Source organism: Agrobacterium sp. OT33, assembly GCF_017313365.1.
Classification (GTDB): Bacteria; Pseudomonadota; Alphaproteobacteria; order Rhizobiales; family Rhizobiaceae; genus Agrobacterium; species Agrobacterium rhizogenes_A.
In genome coordinates, this window is the sequence record NZ_JAFLMZ010000002.1 from 286,727 (window position 1) to 299,780 (window position 13,054).

12 protein-coding genes are annotated in these 13,054 nt (G+C 60.2%); 5 read left to right on the forward strand and 7 right to left on the reverse strand.

From position 1 onward, the window contains the following. The first annotated feature begins 7 nt into the window (after positions 1 to 7). The 4 genes from rpiA to JZX88_RS05420 all read left to right on the forward strand — a co-directional run bounded on the left by rpiA (position 8) and on the right by JZX88_RS05420 (position 4,450). Positions 8 to 703: a ribose-5-phosphate isomerase RpiA gene (gene rpiA, locus JZX88_RS05405; protein WP_003524809.1), complete on the forward strand. Its 696-nt coding sequence runs from the start codon at positions 8 to 10 to the stop codon at positions 701 to 703. A 16-nt stretch (positions 704 to 719) separates the two neighbouring features. Then, positions 720 to 1,289 carry a DUF2059 domain-containing protein gene (locus JZX88_RS05410; RefSeq protein ID WP_206912828.1) on the forward strand — a complete coding sequence of 190 codons (570 nt, stop codon included), beginning with the start codon at positions 720 to 722 and terminating at the stop codon, positions 1,287 to 1,289. 147 nt (positions 1,290 to 1,436) lie between these two features. After that, on the forward strand, positions 1,437 to 2,825 hold the full coding sequence (gor, locus tag JZX88_RS05415) for a glutathione-disulfide reductase (RefSeq protein ID WP_142859925.1): 1,389 nt from the start codon (positions 1,437 to 1,439) through the stop codon (positions 2,823 to 2,825). A gap of 248 nt (positions 2,826 to 3,073) precedes the next feature. Beyond that, positions 3,074 to 4,450 (forward strand): class II 3-deoxy-7-phosphoheptulonate synthase, encoded by a 1,377-nt coding sequence (locus JZX88_RS05420; RefSeq protein WP_065115776.1) that lies wholly within the window; start codon positions 3,074 to 3,076, stop codon positions 4,448 to 4,450. Between the two features lie 69 nt (positions 4,451 to 4,519). Here the strand turns inward: JZX88_RS05420 and JZX88_RS05425 are convergent, their stop codons facing one another. The 6 genes from JZX88_RS05425 to JZX88_RS05450 all read right to left on the reverse strand — a co-directional run bounded on the left by JZX88_RS05425 (position 4,520) and on the right by JZX88_RS05450 (position 11,263). Then, positions 4,520 to 6,259, reverse strand: a complete 1,740-nt coding sequence (locus JZX88_RS05425) for a TadG family pilus assembly protein (RefSeq protein ID WP_142859927.1) — start codon at positions 6,257 to 6,259, stop codon at positions 4,520 to 4,522. Position 6,260: 1 nt separating this feature from the next. Then, on the reverse strand, positions 6,261 to 6,683 hold the full coding sequence (locus tag JZX88_RS05430) for a TadE/TadG family type IV pilus assembly protein (protein ID WP_065115774.1): 423 nt from the start codon (positions 6,681 to 6,683) through the stop codon (positions 6,261 to 6,263). A gap of 241 nt (positions 6,684 to 6,924) precedes the next feature. Continuing rightward, complete coding sequence (gene radC, locus JZX88_RS05435; RefSeq protein ID WP_174031508.1) at positions 6,925 to 7,767, reverse strand: DNA repair protein RadC; 843 nt, start codon at positions 7,765 to 7,767, stop codon at positions 6,925 to 6,927. 13 nt (positions 7,768 to 7,780) lie between these two features. After that, positions 7,781 to 8,620 carry a type I methionyl aminopeptidase gene (map, locus tag JZX88_RS05440; protein ID WP_142779246.1) on the reverse strand — a complete coding sequence of 280 codons (840 nt, stop codon included), beginning with the start codon at positions 8,618 to 8,620 and terminating at the stop codon, positions 7,781 to 7,783. Positions 8,621 to 8,651: 31 nt separating this feature from the next. Beyond that, positions 8,652 to 9,371, reverse strand: a complete 720-nt coding sequence (gene sfsA / locus JZX88_RS05445; RefSeq protein WP_206912831.1) for a DNA/RNA nuclease SfsA — start codon at positions 9,369 to 9,371, stop codon at positions 8,652 to 8,654. Between the two features lie 32 nt (positions 9,372 to 9,403). Next, entirely contained in the window at positions 9,404 to 11,263 is a 1,860-nt protein-coding gene (locus JZX88_RS05450; RefSeq protein ID WP_206912832.1) for an alpha/beta hydrolase, read from the reverse strand. 184 nt (positions 11,264 to 11,447) lie between these two features. Between JZX88_RS05450 and JZX88_RS05455 the strand changes: the two genes are divergently transcribed. After that, positions 11,448 to 11,828 (forward strand): hypothetical protein, encoded by a 381-nt coding sequence (locus JZX88_RS05455; protein ID WP_295987828.1) that lies wholly within the window; start codon positions 11,448 to 11,450, stop codon positions 11,826 to 11,828. Positions 11,829 to 12,262: 434 nt separating this feature from the next. On the opposite strand, the gene fnrN is transcribed toward JZX88_RS05455, so the two are convergent. Next, positions 12,263 to 12,988: a transcriptional regulator FnrN gene (gene fnrN / locus JZX88_RS05460; protein WP_065115769.1), complete on the reverse strand. Its 726-nt coding sequence runs from the start codon at positions 12,986 to 12,988 to the stop codon at positions 12,263 to 12,265. Positions 12,989 to 13,054: the final 66 nt, after the last annotated feature.

Genomic DNA, 13,054 nt, shown 5'->3' on the forward strand with positions numbered 1-13,054 from the left:
CAGGCACATGGATGCCCGCCAGATGAAGATCAAGGCCGCCGAGGCCGCATTGTCCCATGTGCAGGATGGGATGCGGCTTGGTATCGGCACGGGTTCGACGGCCGAGGAATTCGTCAGGCTTCTGGCCGAAAAGGTCGCCGCCGGTCTGAAAGTCGAGGGCGTGCCGACATCCGAGCGCACCGCGCGCCTGTGCGTCGAGCTTGGTGTTCCCTTGAAATCGCTGGATGAATTGCCGGAGCTGGATTTGACCATCGACGGTGCGGACGAAGTCGATCATGCGCTGCGCCTCGTCAAGGGCGGCGGCGGCGCGCTGCTGCGCGAAAAGATCGTTGCGGCGGCATCCGCCCGCATGATCGTCATCGCCGACCAGAGCAAGGTGGTGGAGACGCTGGGCGCCTTTCCGCTTCCCATCGAAATCAATCCCTTCGGTCAGGTGGCGACGCGCATCGCCATTGAAAAACTGGCGTCGCGTTCCGGGCTTTCCGGCACGCTGACGATGCGTTCTTCCGGCGACGGCGCCTTTATGACAGATGGCGGACACCTGATCCTCGACGCATCTTTTGGCCGTATTCCTGATGCAGAAGCGCTAGCACGCGAGCTGAACACGATTCCCGGTGTCGTCGAGCACGGACTTTTCATAAATTTGGCATCGCTTGCCATTATCGCGGGTCCTGAAGGCGCCCGCGTGATGCAGGCAGTATAACAGGAGCGAGATTTTCATGGTCAAATTAGCGGGACTGGGCAAAGCTGCCGCTGCTTCGATCCTCATTTCCGGCATCGTGTTCGGTACTGCCGCACGCGCTCAGGAAATTTCGGAAGCGCATATTGCTGCCGCACGGCAGGCGATCACCTCTCTTGGCGTTACCGACCGTTTCGACGACATTCTGCCGGGACTGGCGGAGCGTCTGAAGGCCGAGCTCATTCAGGCCTCGCCGAACGTTCAGGATGCCATCACCGAGACTGTCGACGCGAAGGCTCTCGAGCTTGCGCCGCGCCGCGCCGATCTGGAGCGCGAAGCAGCGCTCACCTATGCGCGCGCCTTCACCGTCGAAGAGCTGAACGCCATTTCCACCTTCTACAGCAGCGAAGCCGGCAGGAAGCTCCTGAAGGACGGCCCGATCGCCACGCGCGAACTGATGAAGGCCGCCGACATCTGGGCCGCCGGCATCAACCGCGATCTCAACGCGTCCAGCATGTCGGAACTGCAGAAGGTTGCCGGCGCCGATCTGAAGCCGCTTCCGGCCGATCAGAATGCCACGGGCGGCGCTCCGGCTGCTCCCAAGCCCTGATTGAATGAACAGACAATTCAGAAATATTCAAAGCCCGGCCGCAAGACCGGGCTTTTCATTTGTGCGTCGCAGCACCTATATGTGCCGTGAATGCGCCACCGCCCGTCCTGAGGCTGATGGCGGCGTTTTTGATCAGGGGTTTTGATTATGACAGCTTATGACTACGATCTTTTCGTCATCGGTGGCGGTTCCGGCGGCGTGCGCAGCGGCCGCGTGGCGGCCTCGCTCGGCAAGCGCGTGGGGATTGCTGAAGAATATCGTTATGGCGGCACCTGCGTCATTCGCGGCTGCGTGCCGAAGAAGCTGTTCGTTTATGCCTCGCAATTCCCCGAACATTTCGAGGATGCCGAAGGTTTCGGCTGGAGCGTCGGGGAACGCAGCTTCGACTGGAAAAAGCTGATCGCGGCGAAGGACAAGGAAATCACCCGTCTGGAAGGGCTGTATCGCAAGGGGCTTGAGAACGCCAAGGCCGATATTTTCGACAGCCGGGCCGAACTGGTCGATGCCCATACCGTGAAGCTGACGAAAACCGGTGAGACCTTCACAGCAGAGCGTATCGTGATTGCCGTCGGCGGCACGCCGAACGAGCACAAGGCGCTGCCCGGCCATGAGCTGACGATCTCGTCCAACGAGGCGTTTAATCTGGAAGAACTGCCGAAATCGATCCTGATCGCCGGCGGCGGTTATATCGCCGTGGAATTCGCCAATATCTTCCATGGGCTCGGTGTCGAGACGACGCTGATCTATCGCGGCAAGGAAATCCTGTCGCGGTTCGATCACGACATGCGCAAGGGCTTGCACGAAGCGATGGAGGCCAAGGGCATCCGCATCCTTCTGGAAGATATCATCGAAGACGTCAGCAAGGACGGGGCCGGTGGCTTCGTGGCCCGCACCAAGCAGGGCGCCTCGCTGCATGTCGGCCTGGTCATGCTGGCGCTCGGCCGCGATCCGAACACCAAGGGTCTGGGTCTGGAAAATGCCGGTGTGAAGGTGGACGCGCGCGGCGCGATCATCGTTGATGATTATTCGCGCACGAACGTGCCGAACATCTTCGCGCTGGGCGACGTCACCGACCGGGTACAATTGACGCCGGTGGCGATCCACGAGGCCATGTGTTTCATTGAAACTGAATACAAGAACAACCCGACCAAGCCGGATCACGAGCTGATCGCGACGGCGGTGTTCTCGCAGCCGGAAATCGGCACCGTCGGTCTTTCGGAAGAGGAAGCCGGCAAGAAATATCCGGAACTGGAAGTCTATCGTGCCCAGTTTCGGCCGATGAAGGCAACGCTGTCCGGTCGTCAGGAAAAGACGATCATGAAGCTGATCGTCAATGCCGCCGACCGCAAGGTTGTCGGCGTGCATATTCTCGGCCATGAGGCGGGTGAGATGGCGCAGCTTCTCGGCATCACGCTGAAAGCCGGCTGCACCAAGGATGATTTCGACCGCACCATGGCCGTTCATCCCACAGCCGCCGAAGAGCTGGTGACGATGTATTCGCCGAGCTATCGCGTCGTGAATGGCGAGCGTGTGTAACGCCGGTACAGGTGTGATATAATCGCCGCCCGCATCAGCCTGCCGCCCTTTGAAAGCGAAGTTTTCGAATGGCGGCGGGGTTGTTAAATCGTTTGAATTGACTTTTGTGCGTCTGGAGCGCTCAAAACGGGCAGAATGAGCCGGATGGCTCAGGGATCGGCTATGCAAAGCCGATGCTTGGAGCTATAAGCCGCTCAATTTTTCGAGGCGGCCGCGCGACGTCGCGCGGGCGAGAAAAGGGTGAGAACATGGCACAGAATTGGACCCCCGGCAGCTGGCGGCAGAAACCGATCCAGCAGGTTCCCGAATATCCGGATGCGGCAGCGCTTGCGGCAACGGAAGCCACGCTTGCGACCTATCCGCCCTTGGTCTTTGCCGGTGAGGCCCGCCGTCTGAAGAAGCAGCTCGCCAATGTGGCGGAAGGCAACGCCTTCCTGCTGCAGGGCGGCGATTGCGCCGAAAGCTTCGCCGAACATGGTGCGGACAATATCCGCGACTTCTTCCGCGCCTTCCTGCAGATGGCCGTCGTGCTGACCTATGGCGCGCAGCTGCCTGTGGTGAAGGTCGGCCGCATTGCCGGCCAGTTCGCCAAGCCGCGCTCTTCCAACGTGGAAGCGCAGGACGGCGTGACGCTGCCGTCTTACCGCGGTGACATCATCAACGGGATCGAATTCAACGAAGCTTCGCGCATTCCGAGCCCGGAGCGTCAGCTCGACGCCTATCGCCAGTCGGCCGCGACGCTGAACCTCTTGCGCGCTTTCGCGATGGGTGGTTACGCCAACCTCGAAAACGTTCACCAGTGGATGCTCGGTTTCATCAAGGACAGCCCGCAGGCGGATCGCTACCGCAAGCTGGCCGACCGGATTTCCGAAACCATGGACTTCATGAAGGCGATCGGCATCAGCGCGGACAATAATCCGAGCCTGCGCGAAACCGATTTCTTCACCAGCCATGAGGCTCTGCTGCTCGGCTACGAAGAGGCGCTGACCCGCATCGATTCCACCTCCGGCGACTGGTACGCGACATCAGGCCACATGATCTGGATCGGCGACCGCACGCGCCAGCTGGACCATGCGCATGTGGAATATTTCCGCGGCATCAAGAACCCGATCGGCCTGAAATGCGGTCCGTCGCTGACGCCCGACAATCTGATCGAACTGATCGATGCGCTGAACCCGGCAAACGAGGCCGGCCGCCTGACGCTGATTTGCCGTTTCGGCCATGACAAGGTGGCGGACAGCCTGCCGAAGCTCATTCGCGCCGTCGAGAAGGAAGGCCGCAAGGTCGTCTGGTCCTGCGATCCGATGCATGGCAACACGATCACGCTCAACCACTACAAGACGCGTCCGTTCGAGCGCATCCTGTCGGAAGTCGAAAGCTTCTTCCAGATCCACCGCGCCGAAGGCACGCATCCGGGTGGCATCCATATCGAGATGACCGGCAAGGACGTGACGGAATGCACGGGTGGCGCGCGCGCGGTGACGGCGGATTCGCTGTCCGACCGTTACCACACCCATTGCGATCCGCGCCTCAACGCCGATCAGGCGCTGGAACTGGCCTTCCTGCTGTCCGAGCGCATGAAGAGCGGCCGCGACGAGAAGCGTCTGGCGATTGCCAACGCCTGATACAAAGAGCGATCAAATGAAAAGCCGCCGGGATGTTTCCCGGCGGCTTTTTTGTGCGTGAGGATGGAATTATTGGACCAGTGCCGGCTGCTGGCAGCGAACATCCGTGACGCGCACATCGGCTTCGCCGATCTTGACGCCGAGAACCAGAAGCACGTTGTAGAGCAGCTGATCGACTGGAGCGGTGACGACAGCAAGCGTGTTGGCAAGTGCCGTCTGGATGCCCGCCAGGCCTCCGAGATCAAGGTTGAGGAAGAGCAGCCTGATATCCAGATTGAGGTTCTTCAGCAGTGAACTGACGAGAGTGGTCACGGTGTCCTTGGTGGAAACACTCTTGATCTTGCCCTGGGTAATATCCGACTGCGTGAAGGTCAGCTTGGTCTTGGTCATATTGGTGGCGTTGATGAGGGCACTGCCATTGATGGCAAGCAGCGCCGAATCCACGATTGCCGCCTTGGTGACGCGCGGGTCCCTGCCGAAATTGGCAAAGGCCGTGGTATCGACATTACCAAGGGCGATTTCCGCGACACCCGGCACGACTTCCACATCCACCGTGCCCTGTCCGCCGCCCGTGCAGCGAATATCGGCGAGCCGCGCTTCGGCATGGGCGACTTCCACATAAAGCGGAAGATTGACCTTGAGGCCGGCAATGGCCTGAAGGCCATCGACCACGACATTGACCGCCAGACGGGTCTGTGCGGTGCGCACCACGGTGCCCTGACCACCGACGGCGAGCGACGGCGTTTCGACGGGCGGTTCACCGATGGCGAGCGTTGCCTTGACCGAGGCGAGGCCGAGAACATTGGCGTTGAGATTGAGCGCCAGCTGGTTGCCGCCATTGCCCGCCACCGCGGCGGCATTGATGAGGTCGAACACACCGGCGGTGACCTTGAGGTTTTCTCCGGTCCCGATCAGCTTGTCCGAGAACGGGCCGAGATTGAGGATTTCCTCAAGCCTGATGTTGACGTTGCTCTTGTTGACGGTCTTTTGCAGCGTCTTCAGAATGTTGGCGACCGCCGGTTGCAGGCCCGTGGTTTTCGTCAGCGCATCGAGGAATTTGCCGTAGGTGATGTCGGTCTTCAGCACATCCTTATAGGTGCCGGCGGTGAGGTTGAGATCGATGGCCAGCGCCTCGACGACCTTCAGCGCATTGACGTCGGCGGCGAGAAGCGCCTGATAATCCATGAGCTTGAGTGAAACCGTGGTGCCGAGCAGGCCGCCTAGCAGGCTGTTGAGAATTCCCTCATCGAGGCTGGCGAGCCGCGATCCCACCGAAAATGCCGCGATCCTCTGGGACGATGCCGTTCCAACCGCGGAAACCTTGGGTGGCTTGGTGAAGGCGGATGCGAAGAATATCTGGCCCTGTTCGACGATGTTCACTTTCACCGCATTGGTGGGCAGGGCGTTATCGACGAAACGTTGCCCAACGGGAACGGTCGCATCCGGCTCATAGTGACCCTTGATGACCTCGGCGTAACCCTTGCTGCTGGCAAATTCGTTTAGGGGATCGAAGGGTTGCAGACCGGCCGGGGTGAGCAGGCCCTGCGCGGTCCTGACACCGAGATCCATGCCGTTGAGAGCGAAATATTGCTGCACGGCCTTTTCCGGGTCGGCGGCATTTGCCGCCGCCGATATGGCTGCGAGATCGGCGGTCTGCTGCAATTGCCGTTTCTGCAGGGTCAGATAGCCGTAATCGACGCCAAGTGCCAGGATACCGATGAAAAGCGGCGCGGTAAGTCCGGCCGAAATGGCGATGTTGCCGGCCCGGTCCTTCAGGAAACGGGGAAGCAGGGAATGGAAAGTCTGCATGTCATGCTCCTCCGATCCGGATGGTGGAAAAACGCCGGATGACCGGCTCGGGCAGGGTGTAGCTGTAGAGGCTCCAGATGGGCAGGTCGCGGGCGTCATATTCGACCTTGACCGTGAACTGGTTGGCATTGGCGGGATCGGTCGCGACATCGACGGTGAAACGCTTCTTGTCCATGAAAGCGTAACTGAGATCGCTTCTGGTGACGAAATCCCGGGCCAGCTGCTGGCGCTCGGTGGTATTCAATCCGGCAACAGCCGTCCTTGCCGCGTCGGCGGCGATCTGCTGCACCGAATAGGCCGCCATCAGATAGATTCCGTAGGCGATCATGGTCAGCAGGACGAGAAAGAAGATAGGCGCGACGATGGCGAACTCGACGGCTGACGAGCCGGATCGATCGCGAAAGAAACGTACTCCATTACGCATAAAGCACCCCCGTTCCTTAAGGCATCAAGGTTCGATGCCTTGATTTATTATTTTCGGAAATGCTAATTTATAGGTGTTAATTTTGTGTTGATGTCGCTCTTATGGGTTGCAGGCGTGTTAAGGCTCTCGCCTCGGCGCCTGAGTGCTTTCACTTTTCGCTGAAGTCTGATGATTGTCTATATCTTTGTTTTAATTGTATTTTTTTGCGCTTCGTACTTTTTCAGAAAGCGTTCCGGCGATCTCAGATCAGCCGCAGGCCCTTGAAGCTGGCATGGCCGTCCTTGCCGATGATGATGTGGTCGTGGACGGCGATGCCGAGCGGTTTGGCCGTATCGATGATGGTCTTGGTCATCTCGATATCCGCACGCGAGGGGGTAGGGTCCCCGCTTGGGTGATTGTGGATTAAAATCAGGGCGGTAGAGGATAGTTCAAGGGCGCGGCGCACGACTTCGCGCGGATAGACCGGGGTGTGGTCCACGGTTCCCTGACCCTGCACCTCGTCGGCGATCAGGACGTTGCGCTTGTCGAGGAACAGGATACGGAACTGTTCGCGCGTTTCATGGGCCATGGCGGCATGGCAATAATCGATAACCGATGACCAGGAACTCAAAACCTGCTTGTTGCGGATCTCGCTTTTCAGCATGCGCTGGGAGACCGAAGCGACGAGCTTCAGATCAAGCGCCACGGCCTCGCCGACGCCCTTCACCTCCTGCAACAGTGGCAAAGGCGCGCCGAGAACACCGCCGAGCGTTCCGAAACGGGCAATCAGCGCCTTGGCGATCGGTTTGGTATCGCGCCTCGGGATCAGCCGGAACAGCAGGAGTTCCAGCAATTCATAGTCGGCAAGTGCCGCGTCGCCGCCATCGCGGTAGCGCGCCCGCAGCCGGTCCCGGTGGCCGTGATAATGGGCGGCATCCGCTTCCTGTTCTGCAACGGCTGCGGCCCGTTCGGGCTTTCTGGGCGCGCTTCGCGGTTCGGCAAAAAAGCCGCGCTCATCCGCCTCGCTGAAAAAATCGCCTTCGCCCGCCTGAAAGCCTGACGTCGTGGAAAGATCGGCGGAAGGCGGGGCAGGGCGTTTTGCCATAGGCGGTCTGGCCTTATGCGGGGGGAAGCGGCGGCAGGCCTGGGCGATCGAAACCACCCGGTGACAGCGTGAAGATTTCGCAGCCGGTGGCCGTGACGCCAACGGCATGTTCATATTGCGCGGAGAGCGACCGGTCGCGCGTCACCGCTGTCCAGCCGTCGGAAAGCACCTTCACATGCGGCTTGCCGAGATTGATCATCGGCTCGATGGTGAAGATCATGCCTTCGCGGATTTCCGGCCCTTCGTCCGGGCGGCCGTAATGCAGGATGTTCGGCGTGTCGTGGAACAGGCGTCCGACGCCGTGGCCGCAGAAATCGCGCACGACAGAGCAGCGCTCCGCTTCCGCATAAGCCTGGATGGCCGCGCCGATCGCGCCGGTGCGCACGCCGGGCTTCACCGCCGCGATGCCGCGCAGCAGGCATTCATAGGTCACTTCCATCAGCCGCTCGGCGGCGCGCTTGATCTGGCCGACCGGATACATGCGGCTCGAATCGCCATGCCATCCATCCAGCACATAGGTCACGTCGATATTGACGATATCGCCTTCGCGCAGCGGCTTCGCATCCGGAATGCCGTGGCAGACGACATGGTTGATCGAGGTGCAGACGGATTTCGTGTAACCGCGATAATTCAGCGTCGCCGGCAGCGCGCCGTGGTCGGCGCCGAATTCGAAGACGAAACGGTCGATGGCATCCGTCGTCACGCCGGGCTTGACGATCGCCGCCAGTTCATCGAGGCAACGCGCCGTCAGCTGGCACGCCTTGCGCATCCCGTCAAAGTCCTCAGGGGTATAGAGGCGGATGACGCCGGTGTTCTTGAGGGGGGCGGAGGCTGCGTCGATATAGGTGACCATCTTGGTGCTTTCTGTCTCTTTACGTCCCTGTTCATAAAACAGCTGGACGCCATTCGTCCATCTTAACCGTTCCGCTGACCGAAATTTGTGCCGGGGAGACCGTGCATTTCACCGCATAGGCCTCCACGCCGCGCGTCATGGCCCGCTGAAACGCCAGCGCATAGACCGGGTCGAGATCGTCGCAGATGCGCATCCGGTCGCAATCGTCGCGCTGGATGAGATAGAGCATCACCGAACGATAACCTGCTTCCGCAGCGTCACCCAGTTCCTCCAGATGCTTCGCACCGCGTTTGGTGGCCGTATCGGGAAACTCGGCCAGCCCCTTCTCGCGCATGAAATGCACGTTCTTCACCTCAACATAGGCATCCGGCCGGCCGGGTTCGGACAACAGAAAATCGATGCGGGAATTGCGGCCGTATTTCTGTTCGCGCCTGATCGTCGAATAGCCGCCGAGTTCGGGGATACGGCCGGTGAGGATCGCTTCTTCCGCCAGCCGGTTCGGCATGCCGGTATTGATGCCGACCACGGTGCCATCGGCCTCGACCATTTCCAGCATGTGCCGGTATTTGCGGGTGGGGCTGTCATGTTCGGACAGCCATATGCGGGAGCCCGGTGTCGTCAGCCCGCGCATGGAGCCGGTGTTGGGGCAGGAGCCGGTAATCGCCGTGCCGTCCTCCAGAACGGCATCGAAGAGGAAACGCTTGTAGCGGGAAATCAGCGTGGCGGGAGTAAGCGGGGGGGTGAAGAACATGTGACCTGAAAGATGGGAAATGATGGGTGTGGTCAGGAAAGGACGTAGGTTCCCGGCGCATCGCCGAGTACGGCGCGCTTGCCGTCTTCCGGTTTTCGCGCCTTTACCTTCTCGCCATCCTGGCTTTCGATCCAGTTTTGCCAGTGCACCCACCAGGAGCCCTTATGGGCGGTGGCGGCGGCCTGCCAGGCGTCGAAGTCTCCGGCTGGTGATGGGCCTGTCCAATATTGGTATTTCTCAAGCTGCGGCGGATTGACGACGCCGGCGATGTGGCCGGAAGCGCCGAGCACGAATTCCACGGGTCCACCGAACAGCGCAGCACCGGTGAAGACCGATTTCGCCGGTGCGATATGGTCATCGCGGGTGGCGAGATCATAGACGGGTATCTTGATGTCGCCGAGATTGATCCGCTTGCCGGCGACGCGCATCAGCCCGCGGGCGAGATTGTTCTCGAGGTAACAATTGCGCAGATAGAAGGAATGGCTGGCGGCCGTCACCCGGGTCGAATCGGAATTCCAGTAGAGCAGATCGAAGGGCAGGGGTTCGGTGCCGCGCAGGTAATTATCGACCATATAGGGCCAGATGAGATCGGAGGCGCGCAGCATGTTGAAGACGGTGGCCATGATCGAACCGTCGAGATAACCGACCGCCTGCATGTGTCTGTCGAGCGCGGCAAGCTGGCCTTCATCGATGAAGACCTTGAGGTCGCCGGCATGGATGAAATCGGTTTGGGCGGCCAGCAGCGTGGCGCTGCGGATGCGCTCATCGCCCTGCTGCGCATGTAATGCCAGCGCCGAGGATAAAAGCGTGCCGCCGACGCAATAACCGATGGCGTTGATTTGTTTCTCGCCGGTTCTTTGCTCGATGGTGTCGAGGGCGAAATCGATGCCCTCGCGGATGTAGTCGTCCCAGCCCTTGTCGGCGAGGCGGGCGTCCGGGTTGATCCAGGAGACCATGAAGACGCTGTGACCCTGTTCAAGGCACCAGCCGACGAAGGATTTCTGCGGATTGAGGTCAAGAATGTAGAATTTGTTGATCCATGGCGGCACGATCAGCAGCGGCCGTTTGAAAGCCTTCTGCGTCGTCGGCGCGTAATGAATGATCTCGCAGAGCGGGCTTTTCGCCACCACCTTGCCTGACGTCACCGCGATATTCTGGCCGATGACGAATTTGCTGTAATCCGTCTGGCGCAGTTTCAGGTGGCCATTGCCGGCCGCGACATCTTCCGCCAGTTGCGCCATGCCCTTGACGAGATTGGCGCCGCTGGAAGCCACCGTCTCGCGAAAGACCTGCGGATTGGTGAAGACGAAATTGGCGGGTGAAAGCGCCTCGGTTACCTGCCGCATGTAAAACAGCGCCTTGGTGCGGGTATGTTCGTCCAGCCCTTCGGCCTCCGTCACCATCCGGTCGGCGAAGCCCACGGTGGTCTGGTAGGCTTTCAGGAGAAAATCGAAGAACGGATTGGCCTGCCAGTCGGCATCGGCAAAACGCCGGTTGCGGCGTTCCGTGGTGCCGCCTTCTGCTGGGGATGCGGCGGGCGAATCAGCATCGCCGGAAAACTGCGCCACCGATTTTGCCCACAGATCGTAATAGCTGGAAAGCAGGTGGGTCTGCGCTTCCAGCGACCGCTTCGGCTCGGCCATCCAATATTCGGCGACATCGGACAGTGTCTTGACGAGGTCGGTCAGCGGATCGGCGCTGGTTTGAGGGATTTCACCGCGTTCGCGCGGCGCCAGCCATTCGGATGCGGCCTTGCCGAGATTTTCCAGCGCGCGGGCGATGTTGACCGCGAAGGCTTCGGGATCGCGGATCAGGTAGGCCTCGGCGGAGCTGGCGTCGAAACCGGGCGTTTTGCCACCCTTTTTCGTGCCCCCGCCGTCAACACCTGCCATGCGTCGTCCTCCACCAAATTTGTATTTGCACATTCTGCATGAAAACGAATACAAGTTCCACCAGCAAGGGGAGGCCGCAAACGGCCGAACCGTGGTCGAATTCGATATCGGCAGATATCCTTACAGGCGGAACATGACGATGGGCAAGCACATGGGCACATGGGGAACATATGCGGAAAATGCCGTGAGAATCGCTGTGATTTCGCTGTCCGGCGCCCTGTTTGTTACCGGGCTCGCCGCCTGCAAGGCGCCTGAGCCGATCGTCGCCCCCGCCCATATGCGCCGCCCGACCGCCGAAATCGTCGGTCCGCGCCCCGTCAGCGACAATGCGGTGAGCCAGAAGCGCGATACCGGCACCTATCCGACCTTCTCGGCGCCGATGACGGCTGCCGGAACCCAGATGGGCGACGATGAGGCCTCCACCATGGAATCGAGCCTGTCGCGCCTCGGTGCTGCCCGCCGCAACGGCCAGATTTCTGAAGCCGAATACAAGCGTCGGGTGGCCGAACTGCGGGCGCTTGCCGAAAATCAGAAGCCGGTTGCGACGCCTGCCGCCTCGCAGTGAGATCATGCCGCGCGTTATGCGCGATATAATGGACCGACCCCACATCCTTTCGTGACGAAACACGTCCTGAAACCAGGCAGGCGCATCTGCGCCATGAGGCTTGAGATGGAGCGAGCGTATGCCGCGCCTGGGATGGTGGCACTGACCGCTAACGGGTCAGGCCGGCGCGACATCATAACCCCTTCTTTACCCTGCCTTTGAACCATCCGCTTACCGAAGATGTTAAGCGGATGGATGCGGTTTTGCGCTTATGATGCAGCCATAACAAACAGGCCGCTGAAAAGGCGGCGTACAGGGTGAAATATCATGAAATGCATCGCCGCTTTGCTGGTTCTTGCCGGTTTTGCGCTCGCACCGGCTCAGGCGCGCGCGCCATATCTCAACATTGGAACATCCGCGCTTCAGGGACGATGAAGAGGGTGTTGAAGCGCCGGTCAGTCGTTGCCGGCGGCTTCGCTCAGCGCATCGAGATCGGGCACCGTGATATGACGGTTGTTTTCGATGCGGATGATGCCTTCCTTGCGCAGCTTGGTCATTTGCCGGCTCACCGTTTCGATGGTGAGGCCAAGAAAATCGGCAATGTCGGCACGGGACAGCGGCAGATCGAAAGCCGATTTGTCGTCGTTTTCCGGATCGATATGGGTGGCGATCATATAAAGGAAGCTGGCAACCTTTTCCTGCGCCGATTTGCGGCCGAGCGTCAGCATCCAGTCGCGCGCTTCGTCCAGTTCTTTCAGGGACTGGTTATGGAGCTTGCGTTCCATGTCGGGCACTTCGGAGACCATGCGGTCGACGACGCGGCGCGGGAAAAGGCAGATTTCCACATCGGTCGCCGCTTCTGCCGTCATCTTGCTTTCGGCCAGGAACGGCCGGCCAAGAAAATCCGGGGCGAATTGCAGGCCGACAATCTGCTGGCGGCCGTCCGCCATCATCTTGGAGAGCTTCACCACGCCATTGAGGATATTGCCATAGGAGGTGACGAGTTCACCCTGGCCGAGCAGCTCATTGCCGGCTTCCAGTTTCTTGCGGCTGGAATGGCGGTTGAGATCGCAAAGCTGCTGCGGTGTCAGCGTGCTGCAAAGACCGCCGTGACGCGCCTCGCAGGAACGACAAACAACGGGCTCTTCCGAATTGTGGATGGTCTTCTGCAGCGTGTCCATAAGCCTTTTCCGATGCTGGCTTTTTCGGGACGATTGCGACCGTGGGTGTCAAATCCGGTCTCTTTT